This is a genomic window from Thalassospira sp. (assembly GCF_030690045.1).
Classification (GTDB): Bacteria; Pseudomonadota; Alphaproteobacteria; order Rhodospirillales; family Thalassospiraceae; genus Thalassospira.
The window spans coordinates 175017-201340 of sequence record NZ_JAUYHK010000005.1 but is presented as its reverse complement, the minus strand read 5'-3'; the positions used below and the strand labels follow the sequence as shown (position 1 = coordinate 201340).

21 protein-coding genes are annotated in these 26324 nt (G+C 56.3%); 12 read left to right on the top strand and 9 right to left on the bottom strand.

What is annotated here, in order from left to right; translation table 11 throughout:
* Nucleotides 1-38 precede the first annotated feature (38 nt).
* The 7 genes from tolB to Q8O73_RS03210 all read left to right on the top strand — a co-directional run bounded on the left by tolB (nucleotide 39) and on the right by Q8O73_RS03210 (nucleotide 8823).
* On the top strand, nucleotides 39-1409 hold the full coding sequence (gene tolB, locus Q8O73_RS03240; protein ID WP_305554854.1) for a Tol-Pal system beta propeller repeat protein TolB: 1371 nt from the start codon (nucleotides 39-41) through the stop codon (nucleotides 1407-1409).
* Nucleotides 1410-1539: 130 nt separating this feature from the next.
* Nucleotides 1540-2034: a peptidoglycan-associated lipoprotein Pal gene (gene pal, locus Q8O73_RS03235; RefSeq protein WP_305554851.1), complete on the top strand. Its 495-nt coding sequence runs from the start codon at nucleotides 1540-1542 to the stop codon at nucleotides 2032-2034.
* Nucleotides 2035-2179: 145 nt separating this feature from the next.
* Nucleotides 2180-3190, top strand: coding sequence for a tol-pal system protein YbgF (gene ybgF / locus Q8O73_RS03230; protein WP_305554848.1), 1011 nt, complete (start codon nucleotides 2180-2182; stop codon nucleotides 3188-3190).
* A 59-nt stretch (nucleotides 3191-3249) separates the two neighbouring features.
* Nucleotides 3250-4650 carry a tRNA lysidine(34) synthetase TilS gene (gene tilS, locus Q8O73_RS03225; RefSeq protein WP_305554845.1) on the top strand — a complete coding sequence of 467 codons (1401 nt, stop codon included), beginning with the start codon at nucleotides 3250-3252 and terminating at the stop codon, nucleotides 4648-4650.
* A gap of 111 nt (nucleotides 4651-4761) precedes the next feature.
* Nucleotides 4762-6696, top strand: a complete 1935-nt coding sequence (gene ftsH, locus Q8O73_RS03220; protein WP_305554842.1) for an ATP-dependent zinc metalloprotease FtsH — start codon at nucleotides 4762-4764, stop codon at nucleotides 6694-6696.
* Nucleotides 6697-6709: 13 nt separating this feature from the next.
* Complete coding sequence (gene folP, locus Q8O73_RS03215) at nucleotides 6710-7825, top strand: dihydropteroate synthase (protein ID WP_305554839.1); 1116 nt, start codon at nucleotides 6710-6712, stop codon at nucleotides 7823-7825.
* A gap of 257 nt (nucleotides 7826-8082) precedes the next feature.
* Nucleotides 8083-8823, top strand: a complete 741-nt coding sequence (locus Q8O73_RS03210; protein WP_305554836.1) for a response regulator transcription factor — start codon at nucleotides 8083-8085, stop codon at nucleotides 8821-8823.
* A gap of 7 nt (nucleotides 8824-8830) precedes the next feature.
* Here the strand turns inward: Q8O73_RS03210 and Q8O73_RS03205 are convergent, their stop codons facing one another.
* The gene (locus tag Q8O73_RS03205) at nucleotides 8831-10810 is read right to left on the bottom strand and encodes a sensor histidine kinase (protein ID WP_305554833.1); all 1980 of its coding nucleotides are present in this window, start codon (nucleotides 10808-10810) and stop codon (nucleotides 8831-8833) included.
* Nucleotides 10810-12888: a sensor histidine kinase gene (locus Q8O73_RS03200; protein WP_305554830.1), complete on the bottom strand. Its 2079-nt coding sequence runs from the start codon at nucleotides 12886-12888 to the stop codon at nucleotides 10810-10812. Before Q8O73_RS03200 ends, Q8O73_RS03205 begins: the two co-directional genes overlap by 1 nt.
* Nucleotides 12889-13116: 228 nt before the next feature.
* Between Q8O73_RS03200 and glmM the strand changes: the two genes are divergently transcribed.
* Both glmM and thiD read left to right on the top strand, forming a co-directional pair.
* Nucleotides 13117-14466, top strand: coding sequence for a phosphoglucosamine mutase (gene glmM / locus Q8O73_RS03195; RefSeq protein WP_305554827.1), 1350 nt, complete (start codon nucleotides 13117-13119; stop codon nucleotides 14464-14466).
* 24 nt (nucleotides 14467-14490) lie between these two features.
* Nucleotides 14491-15291: a bifunctional hydroxymethylpyrimidine kinase/phosphomethylpyrimidine kinase gene (gene thiD / locus Q8O73_RS03190; RefSeq protein WP_305554824.1), complete on the top strand. Its 801-nt coding sequence runs from the start codon at nucleotides 14491-14493 to the stop codon at nucleotides 15289-15291.
* A gap of 4 nt (nucleotides 15292-15295) precedes the next feature.
* Here the strand turns inward: thiD and Q8O73_RS03185 are convergent, their stop codons facing one another.
* The 4 genes from Q8O73_RS03185 to Q8O73_RS03170 form a co-directional block, all read right to left on the bottom strand.
* Nucleotides 15296-16366, bottom strand: coding sequence for an ABC transporter ATP-binding protein (locus Q8O73_RS03185; RefSeq protein ID WP_305554822.1), 1071 nt, complete (start codon nucleotides 16364-16366; stop codon nucleotides 15296-15298).
* Nucleotides 16359-17027: a molybdate ABC transporter permease subunit gene (gene modB / locus Q8O73_RS03180; protein ID WP_305554819.1), complete on the bottom strand. Its 669-nt coding sequence runs from the start codon at nucleotides 17025-17027 to the stop codon at nucleotides 16359-16361. Before modB ends, Q8O73_RS03185 begins: the two co-directional genes overlap by 8 nt.
* An 18-nt stretch (nucleotides 17028-17045) precedes the next feature.
* Nucleotides 17046-17828: a molybdate ABC transporter substrate-binding protein gene (gene modA, locus Q8O73_RS03175; RefSeq protein WP_305554817.1), complete on the bottom strand. Its 783-nt coding sequence runs from the start codon at nucleotides 17826-17828 to the stop codon at nucleotides 17046-17048.
* A 76-nt stretch (nucleotides 17829-17904) separates the two neighbouring features.
* Complete coding sequence (locus Q8O73_RS03170) at nucleotides 17905-18258, bottom strand: winged helix-turn-helix domain-containing protein (protein ID WP_305554815.1); 354 nt, start codon at nucleotides 18256-18258, stop codon at nucleotides 17905-17907.
* 106 nt (nucleotides 18259-18364) lie between these two features.
* Here Q8O73_RS03170 and Q8O73_RS03165 point away from each other — a divergent pair, with 106 nt between their 5' ends.
* Nucleotides 18365-18901, top strand: a complete 537-nt coding sequence (locus tag Q8O73_RS03165; RefSeq protein WP_305554812.1) for a DinB family protein — start codon at nucleotides 18365-18367, stop codon at nucleotides 18899-18901.
* Nucleotides 18902-18931: 30 nt separating this feature from the next.
* Here Q8O73_RS03165 and Q8O73_RS03160 read toward each other — a convergent pair whose 3' ends face one another.
* On the bottom strand, nucleotides 18932-19807 hold the full coding sequence (locus Q8O73_RS03160) for an AEC family transporter (protein WP_305554809.1): 876 nt from the start codon (nucleotides 19805-19807) through the stop codon (nucleotides 18932-18934).
* Nucleotides 19808-19949: 142 nt separating this feature from the next.
* On the opposite strand from Q8O73_RS03160, the gene Q8O73_RS03155 reads away from it, so the two are divergent.
* Nucleotides 19950-20675: a D-glycero-alpha-D-manno-heptose-1,7-bisphosphate 7-phosphatase gene (locus Q8O73_RS03155; protein ID WP_371135033.1), complete on the top strand. Its 726-nt coding sequence runs from the start codon at nucleotides 19950-19952 to the stop codon at nucleotides 20673-20675.
* Here the strand turns inward: Q8O73_RS03155 and Q8O73_RS03150 are convergent.
* A complete protein-coding gene (locus Q8O73_RS03150) occupies nucleotides 20662-22773 on the bottom strand; it encodes a tetratricopeptide repeat protein (protein ID WP_305554803.1) in 2112 nt (703 codons plus the stop codon). The two genes, Q8O73_RS03155 and Q8O73_RS03150, sit on opposite strands and share 14 nt — an antisense overlap.
* A 385-nt stretch (nucleotides 22774-23158) precedes the next feature.
* On the opposite strand from Q8O73_RS03150, the gene ilvD reads away from it, so the two are divergent.
* Nucleotides 23159-25003 carry a dihydroxy-acid dehydratase gene (ilvD, locus tag Q8O73_RS03145; RefSeq protein WP_305554800.1) on the top strand — a complete coding sequence of 615 codons (1845 nt, stop codon included), beginning with the start codon at nucleotides 23159-23161 and terminating at the stop codon, nucleotides 25001-25003.
* 83 nt (nucleotides 25004-25086) lie between these two features.
* Here the strand turns inward: ilvD and Q8O73_RS03140 are convergent, their stop codons facing one another.
* Nucleotides 25087-26286, bottom strand: a complete 1200-nt coding sequence (locus tag Q8O73_RS03140; RefSeq protein WP_305554797.1) for a M20 family metallopeptidase — start codon at nucleotides 26284-26286, stop codon at nucleotides 25087-25089.
* Between the last annotated feature and the right edge of the window lie 38 nt (nucleotides 26287-26324).

Below are 26324 nucleotides of genomic sequence, written 5' to 3'. Positions count from 1 at the left end.
ATCAACAACTTGTAACGCGTGGAAAAGAGCGAGGCAGGATGACTATCAAGACCAGAGCAAACAAACGACAATGGGTTGCCCGCCATATTGCCGGGCTATGCGCACTTGCCGTGGCTGTTGGCCTTACTGTTGCCGTAACGGGTCCTGCACAGGCAGAATTGCGCATCGACATTACGCGCGGCGAAGTGCAGCCAATGCCGATTGCCGTAACCCGGTTTCCGGGCGAAAGCGTTGCGGAAACCGAGGTTGGCCAGAACATTACCCAGGTCATCAGTGATGATCTGGCGCGATCAGGCCTGTTCCGGCCAATTGAAGAACGGGCTTTTATTCAAAGTGCCAGTTCATTGGCGGTCAGCCCGAATTTTGCCGAATGGCGTGCAATCAGTGCCCAGGCGCTGGTGAATGGCCGGATTGTGACTGAACCCAATGGCTTGTTGCGGGTTGAGTTCCGGCTGTGGGATGTTCTGGCGGAAAACCAGATGGCGGGCATGGCCTATCGGACCCAGCCCGATAACTGGCGCCGGATCGCGCACAAGATCGCCGATGAAATCTATAAACGCATCACGGGCGAAAGCGGTTATTTTGATACCCGTGTTGTTTATGTCTCCGAATCGGGACCGGCGCAAAGCCGTATCAAGCGACTTGCCATCATGGATCAGGATGGTGCGAACCATCGTTTCCTGTCGGATGGTCGTTTTCTGGTGCTCAATCCGCGTTTTTCGCCGACAGCCCAGGAAGTGGTTTATATGTCGTATTTTAACGACAAGCCGCGCGTCTATGTGCTTGATATTGATACCGCAGAGCTTGAATTGCTTGGGGATTTTCCCGGCATGACCTTTGCCCCGCGGTTTTCGCCGGATGGCAATTCAGTCATTATGAGCCAGGCACTTGATGGCAATAGTGAAATTTACACACTGGATTTACGCACCCGCGAAAAACGCCAGTTGACGCGACACCCGGCTGTTGATACATCGCCGTCGTACTCGCCGGATGGTTCGAGAGTGGCATTCAACTCCGACCGCAGTGGTGGGCAACAAATTTACGTGATGAACGCGGACGGCAGCGGAGTCCAGCGGATCAGTTTCGGGGGTGGTCTTTATGCCACACCGGTCTGGTCACCGCGCGGAGACCTGATTGCCTTCACCAAGTCACAAGGAGGTCGTTTCTATATTGGGGTCATGCGGACCGACGGCAGCGGAGAACGGCTTTTGGCCGAAGGTTTCCTTGTCGAAGGGCCCACATGGGCGCCCAATGGCCGGGTGTTGATGTATCATCGCCAGAACCCGTCCAGAGACGGAACCAAGGATACCTTCCGATTATTCTCGATTGATCTTACCGGTTTCAATGAACGAGAGATCGTTACACCGGCGGATGGATCGGACCCGGCATGGTCGCCCTTGATTCCCTGATATCTCAAGAGTATAGTCGATGCGACGCATATTAATGCGATTCGCGTTTACCGCGAGCATGTTTCGGCGTCGCGGGACATGGAAAGCATACCAACTCGGACGCTGTGTCCGGTGTAAGGGGAAAAGTTAAATGAAACTTCGTATTCTGAGTATTTTTGCTGCTGCGGCTCTGTTGGCTGCTTGTGAAACGGCGCCGGACAGCTCTGCTTCTTCGCAGGGTGCAGGTGCTTCGACCGCTGGTCAGTCCACCGAAACCACTGCAATGTCGGAAAGCAGCCCGGAATGGTTTGCAACCAATGTTGGCGATCGCGTTTTCTTTGGTTTTGACAAATACGACCTGTCGGGCGAAGCCCGTCGTACGCTGGAACTTCAGGCCGCATGGCTGAAGAAATTCCCGCAGTACCGTGTGGTTGTTGAAGGTCATGCCGACGAACGCGGCACCCGCGAATACAACCTTGCACTTGGCGAACGTCGCGCCAATTCTGCAAAAGATTACCTGATTGCGCTTGGCATTGATCCGTCGCGTCTCGAAACCATTTCCTATGGTAAAGAACGCCCGGTCGCTGTTGGCCATGATGAAGAAAGCTGGTCCAAAAACCGTCGCGGCGTTTCGGTTATCCGTTAACGTCACGCAGGTTCCGGCCTGATGATATGAGGCGCCTGTCATCCGTTTAATCGGGGGCAGGCGCCTTATTTTTGCCGTTTGACACCATCAGCATCAATGCTGTAGCGAAGTATATGTCTGATTTTGAAGGATCAAGGACCGGAACATGACCCGATTGAACCATCAACGACGCTGGGTTGGCCGCTCTTTGGGGTGTCTGGCCATTCTGGGCATTGTCCTGACCGGGCAGCCGCAACAGGCCGCCGCACAGGATAATGCACTGGTCCGGCAGATTGAACAGCTGCGCAAGGACATGGAACTGTTGCAGCGTTACGTCTATCGCGAAGGTGTGCCGGAAGGGGCGAGTGCCCCGGCAGCAGGTGGTGGTTCCCCCGCCGCAGCCCGTCAGCAGGTGCAGCTTGACGGTATGCAGGGCGCAATCACCCAGGTCACCGGTCAGATCGAAGAACTTGATTTCCGGATTCGTAAAATCGAAGACCGTCTTGAACGGTTGGTTGGTGATGTTGACTTCCGCCTCAGCCAGCTTGAAGGTGGTACAATTGGTGCTGCGCCGATGGACGGAACAGCACCGGATGCGGCCGGTTCGGCCCCGGCGGCATCGACATCCGCCGCCCCGGCTGCGTCTGGTAATGGACAACCGATGGATAACAGCGGCACCCGTTTGTTCGGCGTCATTGAAAACCAGGGCAGCGCAGCATCCGTTCCGTCCGGCACACCGGCCCCGGCCAGCCAGACCGCGGCCGCACCGGCAGGCAGTTCTGCCTTGCCCGCAGGCACGCCCGAAGAACAATATCGTTATGCCTTTGATCTGTTGCGCCGTCAGGAATTTGCCCAGGCCGAAACCGCACTTGGTGCCTTTGTCGAAGCCCATCCCGAGGACCCGCTGGCCGGGAATGCGCAATATTGGCTGGGGGAAACCTATTATGTGCGGGGGCAGTTTGAGCAGGCCGCTGTGGCGTTTACCGAAGGGTTCCAGACCTATCCCGACAGTTCCAAGGCCGCGGACAATCTTTTGAAACTGGGCATGTCGCTAGGCAATCTGGGACAGACCGAAGACGCCTGCACAACCTTTGCCCATTTGCTGGAAAATTTCCCGAATACATCGTCGGTTATTCTTGATCGCGCCCGTCAGGAACAAAAAAACCGCAAATGTTAGGCGCACGGTGCCAACCGATGCCGACATCTGAACCCCCAAAAACGACGTCCGGGAAGCATGTGCCCGACGTCGTTTTTTTTGAATCTGCGATGGCGCAACTGGGGCCGTTTGAAAAATCGCCCTGTCTGGCGGTGGCCGTTTCGGGCGGGGCTGACAGCATGGCGCTGATTTTGCTGGCCGATCACTGGGCGCGAGCCCGGAACGGGCGGGTGGTGGGCCTGACGGTGGATCACGGGTTGCGGCCCGAATCGGCGGACGAGGCACAACAGGTTGGCGAGATGTTGGCCGCGTATGGGATCGAACATCATATTTTGTGCTGGCAGGAAGGCCGTGCGGGGGCGGCCTTGCAGGAAAATGCACGGGAGGCGCGTTATGCCTTGCTGGATGATGCCCTGCACCGGCTGGGCATTTTGCATTTGCTGGTTGCCCATCACCGCGATGATCAGGACGAAACCCGCAGGATGCGCAGCCTGCGCAACAGTGGCGATATTGGCCGTGCGGGGATGAGTGCGGTGCGCTATTTGCGTCATGGTCGGGTGTTGCGCCCGTTATTGACCCTTCGCAAGGCCGAATTGATGGCATATCTGCGCGGCAGGCACCAAAACTGGATCGAAGACCCGTCAAATATCAATCCTCGTTTCGAGCGGGTCCGCATCCGCAAGGATCTGGCGCAAGATGGGGCGGGAGTCGAACCTGCGGATATTCACCGCGCCGTTATCACCCGTCAGCAGGCCGAATCCCGTATCGGGCAGATTCTGGCGCGGTCTGTATCGATAGACGCGACCGGGATGGCGGTGATTGATCTTGCCCAATGGCGGGAAACGACGGTGGATAACCCCGATATCGCCGGTTATGCGCTGGGCCATATTTTGCGTGTTGTCGGCGGGGCCGATCATGCCCCGGCACAGGCGGCAACACAAAAGGCCCTGGCAATTTTGCAGGCGACACCGGATATATCGCCCCGGCGCATGTCGCTGGGCGGGTGTCTGATCCATCGGCGCGGGGGGGGGGGGCTGATTTGTCGGGAATTTGGCCGGATGGATGTCCGGGTTCATATCCTGACGCCTGAGCGACCCCTGTTATGGGACGGGCGAATTGAATTTTTCCGGTTGCGGGATGAAAAATTCGGCCAAAACGGCATTTCAGACGATTTGGCGGTTGCGCCGCTTGGGGTTTGTGACCAAAGTCACACCAAGGAAATTCGGGCGGCTTTGGCGCGGGTTTCCGCATTTCCGGGCGGGCTTCCCCGGCAGGCGATGGATGTTCTGCCGGTGATTTTTTACAGGGATTCAGGTTTATTTCTCGCTCCTCTTGAGATTTGCTGCGGTTCCGACGTATTATCCGCCGCCGGTTGTCAGTTGCCCCTTCGGGGGGCGGAAAAGACGACCGGCATTTTTTGGCGATTTTTGCCACCGGCTCCGTTATGGGGTGGTGGATTTAAAATCGTCGCAGAACTCTGACTTCGGACTTGCGCAGGGCCGCCTTGTTATTATCTGATGGGGCAGGTCATCTCGCGGGTTCGGGGCCGCGTATTGGCGGAAACAATTCGCGACCAGCAGCTTGGAAAGAATATGGGAAAAAATCTCGCACTGTGGGTTATCATCGCCATTCTTCTGGTGGCGCTGTTTAACCTGTTTCAGTCGCCATCTGGACGATCGCCGCAATCAACGCTGGCGTTTTCGGATTTTCTGGCAGAAGTGGACTCCGGACAAATTTCCGAAGTTACCATTCAGGGCAGCAACCTTGCCGCAAAAACCCGGGATGGTCGTGCTGTGACGGTTTATACGCCGGATTATCCGAACCTTGTGGACCGCCTGAATGAAAAGGGTGTCCGCATCATTGCACAGCCGGAAGAAAGCCTGTCGCCGCTGATGAGCGCGCTGATCAGCTGGTTCCCGATGTTGCTGATCATTGGTGTGTGGATTTTCTTCATGCGTCAGATGCAGGGCGGTGGCGGCAAGGCGATGGGGTTTGGCAAATCAAAGGCCAAATTGCTGACCGAGAAATCGGGCCGCGTTACCTTTGACGATGTTGCCGGGATCGAAGAAGCCAAGGCTGAACTTGAAGAAGTGGTCGATTTCCTGCGCGACCCGCAAAAATTCCAGCGTCTTGGCGGCAAAATCCCCAAAGGCATGTTGCTGGTTGGCCCTCCGGGGACCGGGAAAACGCTTTTGGCGCGTGCCATTGCCGGCGAAGCCAATGTGCCGTTCTTTACCATTTCCGGTTCTGATTTTGTGGAAATGTTTGTCGGTGTCGGTGCGTCGCGTGTCCGTGACATGTTTGAACAGGGCAAGAAAAACGCGCCCTGCATCATTTTCATCGATGAAATCGACGCCGTGGGCCGCCATCGTGGTGCCGGTCTTGGCGGTGGCAATGACGAACGCGAACAGACGCTGAACCAGCTTCTGGTCGAAATGGACGGGTTTGAAGCCAACGAGGGCGTGATCCTTGTTGCGGCAACCAACCGTCCCGACGTTCTGGACCCGGCCCTGCTGCGTCCGGGCCGTTTTGACCGTCAGGTGGTGGTGCCCAATCCCGATCTGGAAGGCCGCGAACATATTCTTGGCGTCCATGCCCGCAAGGTGCCGTTGGGCCCCGATGTGGAATTGCGCACGGTTGCGCGTGGCACGCCGGGTTTCTCGGGGGCGGATCTGGCCAATCTGGTCAATGAAGCCGCCTTGCTGGCGGCCCGTCTTGGCAAGCGCGTCGTGACCATGGCGGATTTTGAAAACGCCAAGGACAAGGTGATGATGGGCGCAGAACGTCGTTCCATGATCATGTCTGACGACGAAAAGAAACTGACCGCCTATCACGAAGCCGGTCATGCGCTGGTTGCCATTCATACCCCGGCATCCGATCCGATCCACAAGGCGACCATCATTCCGCGCGGACGGGCGCTGGGCATGGTGATGCGTCTGCCGGAACGCGATCAGATTTCCAAATCCTATGAACAACTGATTTCCGATCTGGCGGTTGCCATGGGCGGGCGTGTTGCCGAAGAACTGATTTTCGGCAAGGACAAGGTGACCACCGGCGCGTCTTCGGACATCAATATGGTGACGCAATATGCCCGCAAGATGGTCACGGAATGGGGCTTTTCGGACAAGCTTGGCAATGTCAAATATGTGGATAATCAGGAAGAAGTGTTCCTGGGCCACAGCGTTGCCCAGCACAAGAATGTTTCCGAAAAAACCGCACAGCTGATCGACGAGGAAGTCAAACGCCTGTCGGACGAGGGTTTTGCCTTCGCCAAACGGGTTCTGACCGAATATCTTGACGATCTGCATATTCTGGCCAAGGCGCTTTTGGAATATGAAACGCTTAGCGGCAAGGAAATCGATGCCCTGTTGCGCGGCGAGGAAATCAACCGGACCGGCCATTCCAGCAACACCGGCAAGGATGGCGGCGGACGCCGTTCCACTGTGCCGACCACGGGTGCGCCGCGCAAGGATAATCCCGGCGAAGGTACGGGCGATCTGTCGCCTGAACCGCAACCCGGAAGCTAGACGAAAGAAACTGATGGACAAGATCGAAGGATCGGTCCTGCGAAGCCCCGCCGATGTGCGGGGCTTTGCTGATTTTGATGGACCGCTTTATTATTCGCCGACCGCCTTTATCGACCATGCCGATGATCCCAACACCCTGCCGCTGGCCGGAGGGCGACGGGGTTTTTCCGCCCTTGAAATCATCCGCCGCCGCGACGGTGGCGGGGCCGAAAGCATGATTTTGCCGTTGCTGGCGCTTGAAGGCTGGGTGCAAAATTCCGGCCGGGTGGCGGAAATCAATGATGTGTTGCATCGCCTGACCACGGCGCGTCCCGCCTTTGGCGGGCTGGACATGACCGGCAGCCACATTATGGGCATTGTCAATGTCACGCCCGACAGTTTTTCCGATGGTGGCGATCATGCCGCCCCGGCACAGGCGATTGCCCATGCCCGCGATCTGGCGGGACAGGGGGCGACCATTCTTGATATTGGTGGGGAGTCAACCCGTCCGGGGGCCGAACCCGTGCGCGAGGAGGATGAAATCGCCCGTGTCGTACCGGTAATTGAGGCGATGGTTGCCGATGGTCATTGTGTATCTGTCGATACCCGCCATGCCGGGGTGATGCAGGCCGCGATTGCCGCAGGGGTCGATATCATCAATGACGTGACCGCCCTTGAAGGCGACGAGCAATCGATGGAAATCGTGGCACAATCCGGCAAACCGGTGGTTCTGATGCATATGCAGGGTGAACCGGGAACGATGCAGCACAACCCGCATTATGACTGTGCGGTACTGGATGTGTATGATTATCTGCTGGACCGTATCGAAAGTTGTGAACGGGCGGGTATTTCACGCCACCGGATTTGCGTTGATCCCGGCCTTGGTTTTGGCAAGACCCTGTCGCATAATCTTGAATTGCTGTCGCGGCTGGCGATTTTTCAGGGTCTGGGTTGCCCGGTGTTGCTGGGGGCTTCGCGCAAATCCTTTATTGGCAAGATTGACCCGGCGGCGACGCCAAAGGAACGGATTGGCGGGTCGCTTGCGGCCGCCATCACCGGTTGGCGGCAGGGGGCGCAGATATTGCGGGTCCATGATGTGCGCGAAACCGCGCAGGCAATGGCGGTGGCGGCGGCATTGTCGGCAGTCTGAAATTGCAAACCCTTTTGAATAAAAAACAAAAACGATATCCACCGCGATATCGTTTTTGTTTGTGTGGTTGAATTTTGTCAGAATCTGTCAATTTCTGACAGTACAACCTTGGTGCTTGAACATCCTGACAGTCAGGGTAAACAGGCATTGTAGAATAATAAAATAGATACGAGCAAATATCTGGAAACCGGAATTGACGGTGACAGAGAGCAGAAGTGCCAAACCGTCGGTTGATGGCACCGTGCCGGAGGAAATGAATGGCCGCGTGCGTATTCGTTGTGGAAGATAACACCGATCTCAATCGGGATTTGTGTGAATATCTGGAAATGTGTGGATTTGACGTCGTTGGATGTGAAACCGGTGCGGCTTTTTACCGTGCCCTTGAAGAATATCGTCCTGCGGCGGTTATTCTCGATGTCATGTTGCCCGATGCGGACGGGTTTGATCTGGCGCGCTATGCACGGGAAAACCTTGATTGCGGTGTGATGATGCTGACATCCCTGTCGGGCATGGATCACCATCTGACCGGGTATCAGGCCGGTGCCGATGTTTATCTGACCAAGGATAGTCCCCTATCGGTGATCGAAGCTGCCTTGCGCCCGCTTTTGCGCAGGCTTGGGCGTGATGATCCGGATGCGGTTACTGCCGGTCTTGCAACGGCACCCCAATGGCGGCTGGATCTTTTGAACTGGATGCTGATTGATCCTGACGGGCGCAGTGCGGTCATCACCGCTGCCGAACGCACCATCATCGGCCTGTTGATCGAGGCCAATGGCGGCTGGCTTAGCCGGACGGAAATCGTTGTTTCGCTGGGCAAGGCCGATACGGCGGAAAATTGTCGCAATCTTGATACGGTCATTCGCCGCATCCGTCAGAAAATCCTGCGCGATATCGGCACTGAATTGCCGGTCCGCACGGCCTATGGCCGGGGATATGCCTTTACCGCACCGGCGACGATCATCCGTGAAAATGATGGTGAAACGCCTGCTGCTTTCTGATCGGGCCTTATTGCGGTGCGGCGTCTGTTTCCGGATCGGCATATTCCACCGGTAAATACAGATTGATATCAACCCCGCCTTCGGGGCTGTCATCAACGCGCACATGGCCGCCATGGGCGGTGACAATGCGCTGGGTGATATGCAGACCCAACCCATAGCCGGTATCGGCATTGCGTCCGCGAAACAGCGAATTGCGAATTCGGCTGATTTCTGTTTCGGTGATGGCATCGCTGCGATGGGGAATGGAAATGGCGATGACCGGCCCGGTCAAGATGGTGCAATTCATCAAAACGGGCTGTCCCGGTTTGTAAAGGCGGGCATTTTCAATGACATTGTTGAGTGCCAGGCCCAGCAAGGTCACATCAATATAAAGATCGTAATCCTTATCGCCGTCGCCGTTAAATTCAAAAAGGATGTCGGCATTTTCGCGGGTGTGGTTGTCGGCGAACTGGGCCAGAAATTCCTGCGCCGGGACAAGTTCGCAGGCAAGGGCAAGTTTTCCGCCATCCAGGTTGTCGCGGCTTAAAAACACATCGACCAGCCGCGACAGTTTTTTAGCCTGATCCTGAATCCGGGCCAGACGGTTGCTGATACCGTCATCGGACGCATTAAACTGCAATGCCACCATTTCGGCGGATCGCTGAATAACGGCAAGCGGGGTTCGGAATTCGTGCGACAGCATTGATACCAGCTTGCGCTGTTCCTGCACCATATGTTGGGTGATGGCGGCGGTTTTGGCAGCGCGCAAACGGTCGCGATCAATCCCGGCAACGCGGAATCCCATGACAATGCTCATCAGGAACAGATGAAATGTCAGGCTGATCGGATAGAGGGCGAGTACGGCCTGAGACATCGGGATGATTTTGATCAGGGCAAGCATATAAACCGTGACGCCGATGGTCGGCAGGGCCAGAACCAGCAAATAAACCCATAAAATAATCTTTGCGGGATTACGGCCAATGCGCACCATCAAAATCATGACAAAGGAGAGCAGGATCAGGCAATGGGTCAGTTGGACGTATCGGCCAAATTCAACATACCATGGTGTCGTGGCGGTCAGTGCCCCCATCGCCATAATGATACAATAGACGTAAATTATTCTGGCATAACGCGGATATTGTTTGTGGATTTCAAGAACAGTAACCCACAAAATGATGGCGCTGGCCGTATTCAAGGCGGTGCTGGAACCAACCAGAAGGTCATTGGCCAGCGGCCATTCGGGTTGCACGGTCAAAAGCAACAACCCATCCAGCCCGAAACTGAGCCCGGTCAGTGCGACCATGCCGATTCCATAGATCGTGATGGCTTGGTCGCGTGTTATCCAGCCAAGCGCGATGTAAACCAGTGCAACCATGATCATGATGCCGATAAAGATGCTGCTGGTCGCAAGGGATTTGGCCTTCTCGCGGATCAGGGCCTGGCTGGTTTTGAGGTCGGCGATCAGGAACTGGGTGCTGTTGGATTGTGTCCGGATCAGCAAGACATAGGAACCGGCGGGTAAATCCGGGAAGGGGGTAATGTGGGTTTGGGTGATCATCGGGCGCTGGCTGGCGGGAAGATGGTCGCCCATGCGGGTCTGCCAGATAATGTCACCTGAACCGGTTTGGGCGATGTAAACGTCAATCCTGTTGAGATAACCGGGCCGAATGTCGAGATAGCGTTTGGCCTGCACATCGCCTTCAATTTCCAGCATGATGCGATACCAGAAGGCACTGTGACTGTACCCACCAGACGGAATGCCATTGATGATGTCAAAATCTGTTGCGGGCAGGGCAAGGACCGTTTCGGGATCAAGTGACAAATCACTGTCTTCAAGGCTGCCGATGGCGGTATTGAGCGAAATGATGTCGGGCGATGACGGGGCAAGATGAATGATCCCGCCGGTGTCGGCCATTGCGAATGATGTGCCTGCCAGCAGGATTGCATAAACCATGCCCAGACAAACCAGAAAACCCCGCCATTTTGCCATGCCTGCCCGCCCTGACATCACAAATCCCCCGTCTTTGGCGAAAGATTGGCGTGGGACAGCAGGCTTTCGGCAAATTTGCGCTGTTGAATGCGGGTGATGGTCAGAGCCCGGTTAATCGGCAGTTTCAGCAACACGGTGGTCCCGCCTTTTTCGCCAACCGTCATCATCATCGTGCCCCCGTGGGCCTCGACAATGCGGCTGGTGATATGAAGACCCAGACCAACGCCACTTGTATTGCCGGCTGTCTTGCCACGGAAAAAGGCATGGGTGACCTGGGTGAGTTCCTCGTTGCTCATGCCGGGCCCAAAATCGGCAATGCGCAGATAGGTGAAATTGTCCCCGCGATGATGGCAATCGATTTTGATCGGCGAACCGGGGGCATATTTGCGGGCATTTTCAATAATATTGCCAATGGCAAGTTCCAGAAGGGTCTGGTCGGCGTCAATGACGGCATCGCCGCCATCTTCAAGGGTCAGGGGTAATTCAGGGTTTTCGGTCTTGATCGCCGCGACCAGACTGGTCAGCAAAACCGGCATGATGACGGGGCGTCTGGTGATAGCAAAGGTCGCGCGGTCAAGGGTTTCCTTGGTCAGGAACACATCAACCAGCCCCGACAATTTTGCCCCGTGTTCGCGAATGCGTTCCAGCCGGTCGATTGTACCTTGCCCGGCATCGCCAATACGAAGCTGGATCAATTCAACCGCACGCCGGATAATCGCCAGCGGGGTGCGAAACTCATGGGCCAGCATGGCAATGAATTCCCCCTGTTCGCGGGCAAGATGATGGGCCTGAATGCGGTTCTTGACGGCGGCAATCCGTTCGCGTTCCAGAAGATGGGTGCGATAGCCCATCACAATCCCCATCATGATCAGGTGCAAAATCGATCCGACCTGATAAACATTCAGGGTTACGCCCTGCGTTGGCAGGATGCCGATGATTGTCAAAATAAATATCATGGCCGCCGTAATCGGAATACAGAGTGCCAGAACATAAAAAATCAGAATTTTCTGATCGGGGGATCGCCACGCGGCATGGAGCAGACATCCAAGCAATACAAACATCATGATCAGATGAACCGGCAGCACAATGCGACCGAAATAGATGAAATAATCCGATGTCGATATCAGGACGAAAGTTGCGACAATCATCCCATAAACCCAAAAGGTCAGATGAAATCCGCGATGGATTTTATGGCTCCGCATGATGGTCGCCCACATGATGGCACTTGAGGCGACGGACATCACAACACCGCCCCCCGTCATGATATCATTCGCCGCTGGCCAGATCGGAGTCACAAAAATCAGGCTTAACCCCGACATGCCCAACAATACGGTGGCAACCGAAAATACATAAATCGCATACCAGATGATTGCAAAATCGCGGATCAGCATTCCCGCCCAGAAATAAATCAGGGCGGTGACCAGCAAAATACCGAAATAAAACCCGCTGAGGATCAGGGGCGAGGTCATGTCCGAAATCAGGGCGGCGTCGCTTTTGATCCGGGCTTCAAAAAGATGCGTGCTTTTGCTTTTGACCCGAAAAACCAGCGTGTAATCCCCGGGGACAAGATCGGGCAGGGCCACGGCATGCCGGGGGGAGATCACACTATCATCGGTGATCGGGTTGTTGTCGCCGGTTCGGTTTTGCCAGACGGGTTCCTGTGTTGCCGGATCAATCAGGAAAATATCGATTTGATCAAGAAAGGCCGGGGACATTTCGATAAAGTGGGGCCCGTCCGACGGCGTATCGGGCACCTGAATGTGAAAACCGGTACGATACCAGATAATATCGCGGGTATAGCCGGGGGCAGGTGAATGAAGCAGCGGGGTAAAATCGGTGTCGGGCAGGGCAATGATATCCTGGATCTGCCATCTTCCTTCCGGATCATGAACCCGTTTCAGAAACGGTGTCAGATCAAGCCGGGTATTGCCATCAAGGACAACAGCCGGGCCGGGAACCTCCGTCGCCAAACCGGATGCTGGAAAAATGTTGTTCAAGGTCAGGATCAGAAAAAACACAGCAAAGGCATTGGCCCACCCCGCACGCCCCTGCGATACTTTTTGTGCGGCTATTCTGTCTGGCCCTGTTTTGTGCATGCCCGGCAATCGTGATTTCCTTGTTAGGCGGGATTCCCCTGCCGGTAGTTAGCCGCAAAGCATGCGATCTGTCATTTATTTTGAGACAGGCTTGGCATATTGGCGTCGATTAATCTCTTTGAATGTGTTTGCCCCTAGAATTGACCGGTTACTTTGATATAACCGCCATCAGGTCGGAAATGTCTGCGGATTTTGGTTCGCACACGCAGAAACAAGAGAACACGCAATATGAGCCGCAAATATTTCGGTACGGACGGGATCCGTGGCACTGCCAATACAGCCCCGATGACGGCAACGGTTGCCTTAAAGGTCGGCATGGCCGCCGGGCGTTATTTCACCCGTGGGGATCATCGCCATCGTGTGGTGATTGGCAAGGATACCCGTTTGTCGGGCTATATGCTGGAACCCGCCCTTGTTGCCGGTTTTACGTCGATGGGTATGGATGTGATGCTGGTCGGGCCGATGCCGACCCCGGCGGTGGCGATGCTGACCCGATCCATGCGGGCCGATATTGGTGTGATGATTTCCGCATCCCACAATCCCTATCAGGATAACGGTATCAAGCTGTTTGGCCCCGATGGATTCAAATTGTCGGACGAGGTCGAACTTGAAATCGAAGACATGATGGATAGCGACCTGTCGCCGATGCTGGTTTCGGCCGACAAGCTGGGCCGGGCGCAGCGCATCGACGATGCGCCGGGGCGCTATATCGAGGCGGTCAAGGCTTCGTTGCCGCCGCATGTGACGCTTGAGGGCCTGCGCATTGTGCTGGATTGCGCCAATGGTGCGGCCTATAGCGTCGCGCCCAAGGTCTTGCGCGAATTGGGGGCGGATGTGATTACCATTGGCACCAATCCCAATGGCTTTAACATCAATGATCATTGCGGTTCGACCCACACCGCCACCATGTGCGAACGGGTTTTGGCCGAAAAGGCCGATCTGGGCATTGCACTGGACGGGGATGCCGACCGCTTGCAGATGTGCGACGAAAACGGTCGCCTGATTGATGGTGATCAGTTGATGGGCCTTGTTGCTGCGCACTGGCAAAAAACCGGAAAATTGCGTGGCAATGCGCTGGTGGCGACCGTGATGTCGAATCTGGGACTTGAACGGTTTCTGGAAACCTGTGGTGTGCGCCTGATCCGCACCAAGGTTGGCGACCGCTATGTGGTCGAACAGATGCGCGCCCTTGATTGCAATGTCGGCGGCGAACAATCGGGCCATATTGTGCTGTCTGATTATGCCTCGACTGGTGATGGCTTGCTGGCGGCCTTGCAGGTTCTGGCGGTCATGGCATCGGGCGATGGCCCGGTTTCGGAAATGTCGCGGGTGTTTGAACCCCTGCCGCAAATTCTTAAAAATGTGCGCTATGTCGCAGGCAGCGACCCGTTATCTGCCAACAGCGTGATTTCTGCCATTACGGACGCCGAAAAATCATTTAACGGCGATGGTCGCGTTCTGATCCGCAAATCGGGTACTGAACCGTTGATCCGCGTCATGGCCGAAGGCGACGATGCTGCCAAGGTTGAACGGATTGTCGATGGCATCATTGCCGAAATCACCGCGTTGTCTGCCTGATTTTCTGACTGAAAGGAAATTCCGATGAAAGGTCGCGTTTTGATCATTGCCGGATCGGACAGTTCCGGCGGGGCCGGGATTCAGGCCGATATCAAAACCGTCACGGTTCTGGGTGGCTATGCCGCGACGGCGATTACCGCCCTGACAGCGCAAAACACCCGGGGCGTTTTTGGTGTTTTGGGCATTGATCCGGCCTTTATTCTTCAACAGGCGGAATTGATGCTTGATGATATCGGTGCCGATGCGATCAAGACCGGCATGTTGCACAGCGTTCCGGTGATCGAGGCAGTGGCGCAATTGCTGGATGGCAAGGCCAAAGGCCTTCCGGCTGTGATTGATCCGGTGATGATTTCGCAAAGCGGATCACGGTTATTGAACGAAGATGCGGTGGACAGCCTGATCCGGCTGATGGTGCCACGCGCCACCGTTCTGACCCCCAATATTCCCGAGGCCGAAGTGCTTTCGGGACTTAAAATCACCTCTGAAACCGACATGATTGCTGCTGCTGAAAAAATCGGCGCGATGGGGGCGCGGGCGGTTCTGGTCAAGGGTGGACATGCCGAGGGCGAAAAAATCGTCGATATTCTGTGGCGCAAGGATGGCGTGATCGAAGGGTTTGAGGATGATCGTATTCCGTCGGAAAACAATCACGGTACGGGTTGTTCACTGGCCAGTGCGATTGCCACCGGCCTTGCCCAGGGTATGAGCCTGTCGGATTCCGTTGCCCGGTCCCGCGCCTTTGTCCGCGAGGCGATCCGCACCGCACCGAATTTTGGCAAGGGCAATGGCCCGCTGAATCATGCCCATCCGGTGACGGGCGAATAACCGCCTAACCGTCGTTTGCCATGACGTGAATGGCGTGGGCGGGGATGGCAAGATTTGTGACGGTGCCGGGCGCATAGTCCGACCGGTCATGATCGCGCAGCGGCACATGCAGGGTCAGAATGTCATCCTGCACCGCAAGGCGGATTTCGCAAATCGCCCCCAAAACCGTCCGTTCCATGATGGTGACGGGGATTGTGCCTTTGGGGTCAATATCCAGTGCATCAGGCCGCAGGCAAAAAGAAATATTCGTGCCCGGTAGGGGCAGGATGGCATCGGTATGTAAAATCTGACCGTTCCAGTCGATGCCATCGGCGGTCTGTGTGACAATCCCGGTCAAAATATTGGGCAGGCCAATAATCCGCGCCACGGTCGGGCAGACGGGGTGTTGCATCACATCGGCTACATTTCCGGTCTGCAATAATTTTCCCGCCACCAGCACCCCGATGCGGTCGGCCAGCCGGGCGGCTTCGTCCAGATCATGGGTGACCAGAACCACCGGCATGTCAAGATCGGCCCGCAGGCCAATCAGTTCGCGTTGCAGACTGGTGCGTGTCATGCGATCCACAGCGGCAAAGGGTTCGTCCAGCAACAGCACATCGGGTCGCCGGGCAAGGGCACGGGCCACCGCCACCCGTTGTTGTTGCCCGCCTGAAATTTGCCGGGGCAGGCGGTTTTCCAGCCCGTCCAGATGGACCCGCGCCAACAGGGCCATCGCGGCATCATGGCGTTCGGAACGCGGACGGTCGCCCATTGCCTCGGTCACATTGGCAAGGGCATCAAGATGGGGAAACAGGGCATAGGATTGAAACACCAGCCCGATCCGCCGCCGATTGGCCGCAACATAGTGTTTTGACGCGGTATCAAGCCAGCAATCATTCGCGGATGTGATTCTGCCCGATTGCGGACGATACAGCCCGGCAATGCTGCGCAGGGTCGTGGATTTGCCACTGCCTGACGGGCCGACAAGGGCGAAAACCTCGCCGGGGCGGACCGAAAAGGCCAGATCCAGCGGAATGGGGGCGTTTTCCCGTAGGGAAACCGACAGGCCGGGGGCATGATCAGCATGATCAGTCATATCGCCGCCCCAGCCGTCGTGTCAGAATAAAAGTCAGGGCAATCGTTGCCAGTGAAATAACCAGCAACACAGCCGACATGATTGCGGCCCCCTGATCATCAAAGGCCTGCACCCGGTCATAAATGGCAATGGCGACGGTTTTGGTTTCGCCGGGGATCGACCCGCCCACCATCAAAACCACGCCAAATTCGCCCAGAGTATGGGCAAAGGTCAAGACCATGCCGGTCAAAATTCCCGGCCATGCCAGCGGCAATTCAATCCGCCACAGGCCGCGCCAGAAAGACAGGCCGCAACTTTGCGCCGCCTCGCGCAATTCGGGACCGATGGCCTCGAAGGCCCGCTGCACCGGCTGCACCGCAAAGGGAATATTGACGATGATGGATGCGATCAGAATACCTTCAAACGAAAAGACCAGCGACGATCCGAAAATCACCCGCCATGTCTGCCCGACCCAGTTGGTCTGCCCGAATGCGACCAGCAGGTAAAACCCGAATACCGTGGGCGGCAGAACCAGCGGCAGAGCCAACACTGCCTCCAGCGCTCCCTTGCCCCGGATCGGGGTGACGGCAAGCCAGCGCCCGACAAGGATGGCAATCGGCATGAGGATGACGACGGTCATTCCCCCAAGGCGCAGCGACAGCCAAAGTGCTTGCCAATCCATATTGTCCGGTTCCCGATCTTAGGGCGCGGCAAAGCCATGTTTTGCCAGAATTGCCTGCCCCGCAGGCGATTTGACAAAATCATAGAATATCTGCGCGGTTTCGCCTGCGTCTTTCAGCAACACCATGCGTTGCCGCAACGGGGTATGCCACGATTCCGCGATAAGCTGAAAGGTGCCAAGTGGGGCAACCGTTGGCGACAGGGCAAGGGAATAGGCAATCAATCCACCTTCGGCATTGCCCGATGTCGCAAATTGGGCCGTCTGGGCAATGTTTTCGCCAAAAACCAGCCTGTCCTGAAGGGCATCCCACAACCCGGCATGGCTGAGGACCTCTTTGGCGCGTGCGCCATAAGGAGCATGTTCGGGATTGGCAATGGCAAAACGACCAAGTCGCCCGTCGGCAAGGGCGGCGCGCACATCTTCAAGCGTGCCATCGGCGACAAGGGGCGATCCATGCGGCACCATGATCACAAGACGCCCGGTGGCATAAACATCGCCGTCGTTTTGGGACAGGCCATCTGCGGCCAGATCCAGCACGAATTTCTCATCAGCAGATAAAAACATCTCAAACGGCGCACCTTGCCGGATTTGGCGGACAAAATTGCCAGATGATCCGTATGTCGCCTGCACAACACGGCCGGTCTGATCGTGAAAGGCCTGGATCGTTTCTGTCAGGGCAAACTGGATGGACGCCGCCGCGGCAATTGACGGGACATCTTCCTGTGCCATCGATTGCCGTGCATTCAGCAACCCGGTCAGAAGCAGGATCGCCAGTATGAGGCGGGGGCGCAATCGCATCATCGTAAATCCCAATCGATATGTATGAATAAACCTATCGCTTGCCGGATTGTCAAAGTCAATGGTTTTGCGCGACATGTCAGGGGGCGATCAGGTCCTGCAAGGCGGCGATTTCAGCCGCAGCCTGATTTTCCAGAATGGTTTCAATATTTCGATAGCGGGCAAGGATTTCGGTGCCCAGTTCGGTCAGACCCGCCCCGCCGCCGGTTTTGCCGCCCTTGCGGGTTTCGATCACGGGTGCGCCAAAACAGGCATTCATCGCCTCGATCAGCAACCATGCGCGTTTGTAACTGACCCCCATCTCGCGCCCGGCGGCGGCAATCGACCCGGTGCGGGCGATGCCGTCCAGCAAATCCGCCTTGCCCGGCCCAAGGGCGATTTGATCACCCAGTTTCAGGCGCAGGCGGGGGATGAGTTTTGGTGTTTCGGTCATGGCTGCATTTCTGGCAAAATGGTGGATCAAACCGATCCTGAACCCGATGGGACAGTTGGCCCTGATTTTGGACCGTTTTACCCGATGACCGCAAGCGGAGAAGCCCATGCCCGGCACATCATTTTATGATCAGGCGCGTAACAATGCATGGTCCAATTACCGGCTTTTGGCGGCATGCCAGCAGCTTTCCCATGCTGAACTGATCGCACCGCGCACCTCGTTTTTTCCGGGCATCCTGCAAACACTCAATCATATGCTGACGGTGGACTGGTATTATTTTGACGCCCTGACCGGGCAGGGGCGGGGATATTCGGTTTTTGAAATTGAAAACCCGTTCGATGATGTCGTCCAGCTTTCCGCCGCCCAACGCGATCAGGATGATCGCATCATGGCGTTTTGCCAAGGCCTGAGAGATGTGGATGCCACCCGCCAGATTGCGATTGAGCGCGGCGACGGCAACATTGTGCATGAAACCGTTGCCGCCACCCTGTCGCATCTGTTTGTTCATCAAACCCATCATCGCGGACAGGTACATGCGATGCTGTCCGGCACATCTGTCAAACCGCCGCAGCTTGACGAATATTATCTGGATTGCGATGCGGTGTTTCGGCGCGATGATTTTGAAAAAATGGGCTGGAACTGAGAATCACGCCTGTTTGTTTCGCCATATGCTTCACAGCACATACCACAGCAACCCCGGCAGAATCACGGCGGCAAGGAAGCTTGAGGCAATGACAATGCCGGCCACTTCTTCGGGTTCGCGGTTGTAAAGCTGCGCAAACAGGTAACAGAACACCGCAACCGGCATGGTGCATTGTAAAATGACAACGCCGCGTTCAATCCCGGTCAGACCCATGATCGCCGAAATTCCGACGCCAACCCCAAATCCCATCGCCAGCCGCAAGACGGCAAGGGCGGTGCTGCGGGCCAGACTGACCGGTTTGAGCCGCGCCAGCGAGACGCCAAGCGTGAACAACATCAACGGAATCGTCAGTTGCCCGATCAGATTGGTGGTGTTGTAAAGCCAGACCGGCACCGTGGTATCGGTGGCGAGAAACCCGGCGGCAATCAGGGTGGCGGGAATGATCGGCATCTGGATCAGGGATTTCAGGGTAAAGGTCCCGGCGACAAACGCCACCCCGACGGTCAGTTGCAACACGATATAGGCGGCAAAAAACGCCACGGCCAGCGCCAGCCCCTCGGGCCCATAGGCCAGCATGCACAGAGGCAATCCGACATTGCCGACATTCGGCCAGGTCAGGGATTGCAGGTAGGTGCGCGGCGACAATTTGAAGATTTTCAAAATAGGCCAGCCAATCAGCACAAAGGCAATATTGGCCGCCACCGCCGCTGTCCCCATCGATAACAATGTCCCGCCCGCCAGTTCGACCGAGGCCAGAGCGGCAAAGGTCAGGCAGGGGGTGCTGAAATAGGTGACGATGGAGGTCACCAGCGAGGTATCAAAATGTTTGCCCGCCCGCGCCCAGAAAAAACCCAGCCCCGTCGTGATAAAAACAGGGGCCAGAATGGCAAAAATATCGGCAAACATGATGTGTCATCCCCACGGCAAGATTGGTCCTTGCGAAATTGTCATGAGGTGCGCCGCCAAGACAAGTGAATAATGGTAATACCATTTTGCAATTTTCTGTCGGGGGAGGAGGTGTTATGGCAAAGCGAAACGATTTTTTCGGGTGTTTGATAATTGCAGGCTTGCCGTGGCCGGGGGACAAGGCCATTTTGAGGAGAGTGTAAATAACAGGGCAGGCCATCAAATGACCGAAACCGATTATTCCTTTGTACGCCGCCATTTTATCGATCCGGCCCCGCGCTGGCGCGATTTGCGCCATCCATTGCCAGCAGTGTTTCTGGATCGTGATGGTGTGGTCAATGAAGAAGTCGATTATCTGTCAAAGGTCGAGGATCTGGCCCTGATTCCCGGCACGGCTGCGGCAATTGCCCGGCTGAACGATGCCGGGGTGCCGGTGATTATTATCACCAACCAGTCCGGTGTGGCGCGCGGCATGCTGTCCGAAGACGGTCTGCGCGATCTGCACGAAGCCCTGATCGGGATGCTGGCCACAGAAGATGCGACCCTTCAGGGGATTTATTATTCGCCCTATCATCCCGATGGCCTTGATCCCTATGACATAGACAGCCCGTGCCGCAAGCCGGGACCGGCAATGTTGCACGCCGCCGCCCAGGAATTTGCCATCAATCTGCAAGACAGCATTTTTATCGGCGATAAAATCAGCGATCTGGAAGCCGCCCGAAATGCCGGGGCGCACGGGGTGATGGTCCGTACCGGGCATGGTGCGGTCGAGGCCAATTTGCCCGGCGCCGCACAGGCCCGGTTTGTTGCCGATGATCTGGCCGCGGCGGTGGACCGGCTGTTTGCCGATGGATTTATTCAGGCGTAAGCAGATTATTCTGGTTTTTGCACCAGATGGCCCACATATCGCGCCATGCTTCTTCGTATCCGGCGGCAATGGCGCGATAATTCATCAGGGGTGATTTGACCATGCGTTGGCGCAGGCCGCGCCGCAGGGCCGATAATCCGTCAATATCCCCGGTCAGCAATACCGCCTTGTCCACATATCCGGCCGGTGTATTGGCAATCAGCGCATCCAGCCCGATATCATGCAAGACGAACGCCCCGGTGCGGGCATGCTGTCCCTGCCCGGCAAGGGTGATGCAAGGCACGCCATGCCATAAAAATTCGCAATTGGTCATCGCCCCGCTATGCGGGAAGCTGTCCAGCGCGATGTCGATCCGGCCATACAGCGCAAGATGTCGGTCACGCGGAAGATGGCCGAAGCATTCCATCCGGTCGGGGTTCAACCCGGCCTGACGGGCGCGGTCCAGAAAATGACGGCGGCAATATGTGTCATCCAGCCCGGCCGCCTTGACGATCAGGCGGCTGTCGGGCACCCGGTTCATGATTCGCGCCCAGCAATTCAGGATCGCATCGCTGATTTTCGCCAGTCGGGCAAAACTGCCAAAGGTGATGTATCCGTTGATCATGCCGGGTAGCGGGGCAATCGACCGGTCTTCATCATGACTGGTATAGCCAAAACAGGAATTCGCCAGACGATAAACGCTTTCGCCATACAGGCGGTTTTCCGCTGCCCCATCGGGCAGGCCCATCGCATGGGTGATGATATAATCCATTTGTGAAATGCCGGTCGAGGCCCGCGACAGGCTGGCCTGAATCGGGGCCGGTCGCAATCCGAATACCGCCAGCGGCTGTTCATCGTCATAACCGCCCAGATCCATCAGGATATCGATTTTGTCGCGGCGGATGCGGTCCGCAATCTGATCGGCGGGGTGATTGTAAATATCGCGCCAGCCATCGGCGATAGCCTGCCATTGCCGGGTGACATCATCGGGGCGAGACACGGCGGCATAAAAATAAAGTTCAACCTCGTTGCGGTTCAGATGGCGGATCATATCCATCAAAAGATTGCGCATCGGATGATCGTAAAAATGCGGCGATACCCAGCCAATGCGCAACCGCCGGTCCGGATGGTTGTTATGGATGAATTTTGCGGGCTGGTGAGGCTGTAAATGGCTGCGCGCCCATAATCTGGCCTGTTTAAGATATTTCGGACCATCAAATTCCGGTCGGTAAAGCAGGGCTGCTATCAGCTTGCGATGCAAATCTGCCCGCAACGGATGTTGTTCGACCAGCCCGGCCAAAAGATCGGTTCCTTCGGCCACCTGCCCGGTGGTAATCAGGATATCGGCCATATGGGCGTCAATTTCCGGCAGGTTGGGCGCAATCGATTGTGCCGCGCGCAGCAGGGCAACCGCCTTGCCCGATTGGCCCTGATGCATCAGGCAGACGGCCAGATTGATCAGGGCGGTAACATGGGTTGGCTGGAGGCTGATGGCGCGTTGAAACAGGTTTTGGGCCTGAGGCAAATAGCGCAACCTCAACAGGGCCTCGCCCACCGCATTAACCTTGTCGGCCTCAAGCCGTGCGGCTTCTGCGGCACTGTCAAAGGCTTTCAGGGCGGCTTCTGTCTGGCCCAGTGCATGCAAGGCTTCGGCAAACAGCAAAAAGGCCGCATGATCGGCCTTGTGCAAATTCAAAAGCCGCCCCAGCAAATCAACCGTCTGGCCGTAATTGCCGCGTGCCTTTTCCAGCCGGGCCAGATGAAACAGCGCGGTGGGGAAATCGCCGTGATAACTGATCGCCAGCCGGAATTCGTCGAGCGCCTTGTCGGTCTGGCCGACGGCCTCCAGCGCAATGGCATAATTGCACCTTGCGGCCGGATTGGCCCCCATGCGCGGCAGGCAGCTTTCAAACAGTTCCAGCGCCTCGCGCGGTTCTCCATTACGGGTCAGAATGGTCGCCAGCAGATGTTCGGCTTCGGGATGACGGGGGGCAAGAACAAGGACGCGGCGATAAATCTGTTCGGCCTCGGCCGGACGATTGCCTTCATGGGCGGCAAGACCCCGCCGCAGCAGCGTCGATATTTCGGGCGTCATGGCTTCGCTTACCTTAAAGATCATTCTTTCTTGTCAGGGATAACGTAGCATAAATAAAGCAGGAATTTGCAGTTATCGGTATGCAGGCCACACAAAAAAAGCCCCGACCCTGCAAGCAGGGCGGGGTGAGAATGGGAGTGGGAGAATCGCCTGGCGGCGATAATCGGACCTTAGAATACGGGAGTTGTTTTCCGATATCTCCTATCCAATGGGGTGGGATGCTTGGTATTTGGTGTAGGATTTGGTGTAAAAGGCCCGTCAAGGGCCTCTGCGGGCAAATCCGGTCTGTATCAAAAATACCCGCAAGGCAGGTTTGCAGAAACTTTCGGCCAAAATACTGTCAAAATGCGCCATGTCCGTGTTAGAAGGCATATAAATAAAATCAGTCTGAAAGAGAGAGGTTCGTTCCATGCCGGTATATCGGTCCCGTACAACAACACATGGTCGCAATATGGCCGGTGCGCGCGGCCTTTGGCGCGCCACGGGTATGAAAGACGAAGATTTCGACAAACCGATCATTGCGGTCGTCAACAGTTTTACCCAGTTTGTGCCCGGTCACGTCCATCTCAAGGATCTGGGGCAGATGGTGGCGCGTGAGATTGAGGCCGCAGGTGGCGTTGCCAAGGAATTCAACACAATTGCCGTTGATGACGGTATTGCGATGGGCCATGACGGCATGCTTTATAGCCTGCCGTCGCGTGAAATCATTGCCGATTCCGTCGAATATATGGTCAATGCCCATTGCGCCGATGCGATGGTGTGCATTTCCAACTGCGACAAAATCACGCCGGGCATGTTGATGGCGGCGATGCGCCTGAACATTCCGGCTGTTTTTGTTTCGGGTGGGCCGATGGAGGCCGGGAAAGCCATAATTGATGGCAAGGAACACCACCTTGATCTGGTTGATGCGATGGTACAGGCCGCCGATCCCAAGATTTCCGATGAACAGGTCAAAACCGTTGAGCGGTCGGCCTGTCCGACATGCGGGTCCTGTTCGGGCATGTTTACCGCCAATTCGATGAATTGTCTGGCCGAGGCCCTTGGCCTTGCCTTGCCGGGGAACGGATCGGTTCTGGCAACCCATGCGGCGCGTCAGGAATTGTTCCTTGAAGCCGCCCGGACATCGGTCCGTCTGGCCAAACGTTATTACGAAGAAGACGACATCACCGCGACCCCGCGTGGTATTGCGACCTTCAAATCCTTTGAAAACGCCATGGCGCTTGATATCGCGATGGGGGGGTCAACCAACACGGTTTTGCATTTGCTGGCGATTGCGCTTGAGGCCGAAGTCAGTTTTACGATGCAAGACATGGATCGCCTGTCGCGCAAGGTGCCACACCTGTCCAAGGTCGCACCGAGCCATCCGATATATCACATGGAAGACGTCCATCGGGCTGGTGGTATCATGCGCATTCTGGGCGAGTTGGAACGCGGTGGATTGTTGCATACCGATGTTCCGACCGTGCATAGCAAAACCATGGCCGAGGCATTGGAAAAATGGGATATCCGCCGCACCAGCGATGCCAAGGTTCATAAATTCTTTTCCGCGGCCCCCGGCGGGGTGCCGACACAGGTGGCATTCAGTCAGGAACGCTATTGGGACAGCCTTGATATCGATGAAAAAGACGGCTGTATTCGCGATATGGCGCATGCCTATAGCAAGGATGGCGGGCTTGCCGTTTTGTTTGGCAATCTGGCACCCAAGGGCTGCATTGTCAAAACTGCCGGTGTGGATGAAAGCATCCTGAAATTCAGCGGCCCGGCCGTGATTTGTGAAAGTCAGGACGAGGCGGTGGCCAAGGTTCTGGGTGGCGAGGTCAAGGCGGGGGATGTGGTCATCATTCGCTATGAAGGTCCCAAAGGTGGGCCGGGTATGCAGGAAATGCTGTATCCGACCAGCTATCTGAAATCGATGGGGCTGGGCAAGGCCTGTGCGCTGATTACCGATGGCCGTTTTTCCGGCGGTACGTCGGGACTGTCGATTGGTCACGTTTCGCCCGAGGCAGCGGCCGGTGGCGCAATTGGCCTGATCGAAGCGGGCGATATGATCGATATCGACATTCCGAACCGCACCATCAAAATCGCGGTGGATGACGCTATTCTGGCGGCACGTCGTGAGGAAATGGACAAAAAAGGCTGGAAACCGGTGAAATCGCGCCCGCGCAAAATCACCCCGGCCCTGCGCGCCTATGCCGCCATGGCAACCAGCGCCGATATGGGCGCTGTGCGCGATGTATCGCAGGTTGAAGGCTGATTAAAAAGACCGGGCCATCTTAAAAAGATGGCCCGGCTTCAGTTAGGAACGGGGGAGACTTGGTCCGTTCCCAGGGTGTCCGGTTATGTGTTGTTTGCATGCATCAGGCGGAAAACGGCGGCGCTAAGTACACGGACAGCCGTTGCAATGCACCGTTCATCCAGATCGAAATCACTGCGATGAAGCATCGTGGTGCGGTCGGTGGCTTTGGAACCAATCCGTAAATGTGCGCTGGGGACAAGGGCCGAAAATTCGGCGAAATCCTCGCTGCCCATTGATCCCTGTGGCAGGCAGACAACATTTTCATCGCCCAGAATGTCGCGGGCGGTATCGACCACCGATTCCAGAATGACCGGGTTGCTGCGGACCACACCAACACCTTGCAGGAAATCAACATGGATTTTGGTGCGGGTCGCATCGCCAATACCCTTGGCGATGCGTTTCAGGGCATCCTGTGTTGCGATGCGGATATCTTCGGACTGGGTGCGGATCGCCCCTTGCAGGGTGACCCGATCCGGGATCTGGTTACGCGCACTGCCGCCATCAATGCGGCCAACTGTAACGACTGCGGCACTCAGCGGCGCGATTTCACGGCTGACGATGGTTTGTGCCTGCAAGATGAACTGGGCGGCGGCAACAATGGGATCGACCGACAAATGGGGGTGGGCACCATGTCCTGATATCCCTTCGATCACAACATCGAACGGATCAGACGACGCAAACGACACCTCTGGATGCCAGCCAATCACACCACCGGGCAACAGGGGCCAGTTATGATAGCCCAGCATGATATCGGGACGCATCCAGTCAAACAGACCATCGGCCAGCATCGCCCGCGCCCCGCCCAGACCTTCTTCAGCTGGTTGAAAGACGATCATCGCGCGACCGGGAAGGCGGTCTGCAAGCCGTGACAGGACGGTGGCAACGCCCAGCGCAATGGCTGTATGGGCATCATGGCCGCAGGCATGCATGACGCCGGAATTTTCCGACGCGAATGACAGGCCAGATTTTTCAAGGATGGGCAGGGCATCAATGTCGCCGCGCACACCGATGATCCGGCCCGTTTCATCAGGATTGATGACGGCTGCCACCCCTGTTTTGCCAAATCCGGAACGATAGACAATGCGATTGTCTTCAAGATAATCGCAAATTTTCCTTGAGGTTTTGACTTCCTCAAAGCCCAGTTCGGGAAACCGGTGCAAGTCGCGCCGGATGGCAATCAGATTGTCTGAAATTTCATCGACGATATCATCAATGAGCAATTCAAGCGGGGCAGAAGTCATGGTCGTGTTATCCTGTCAGAAACGGGCCGGGTATCGGG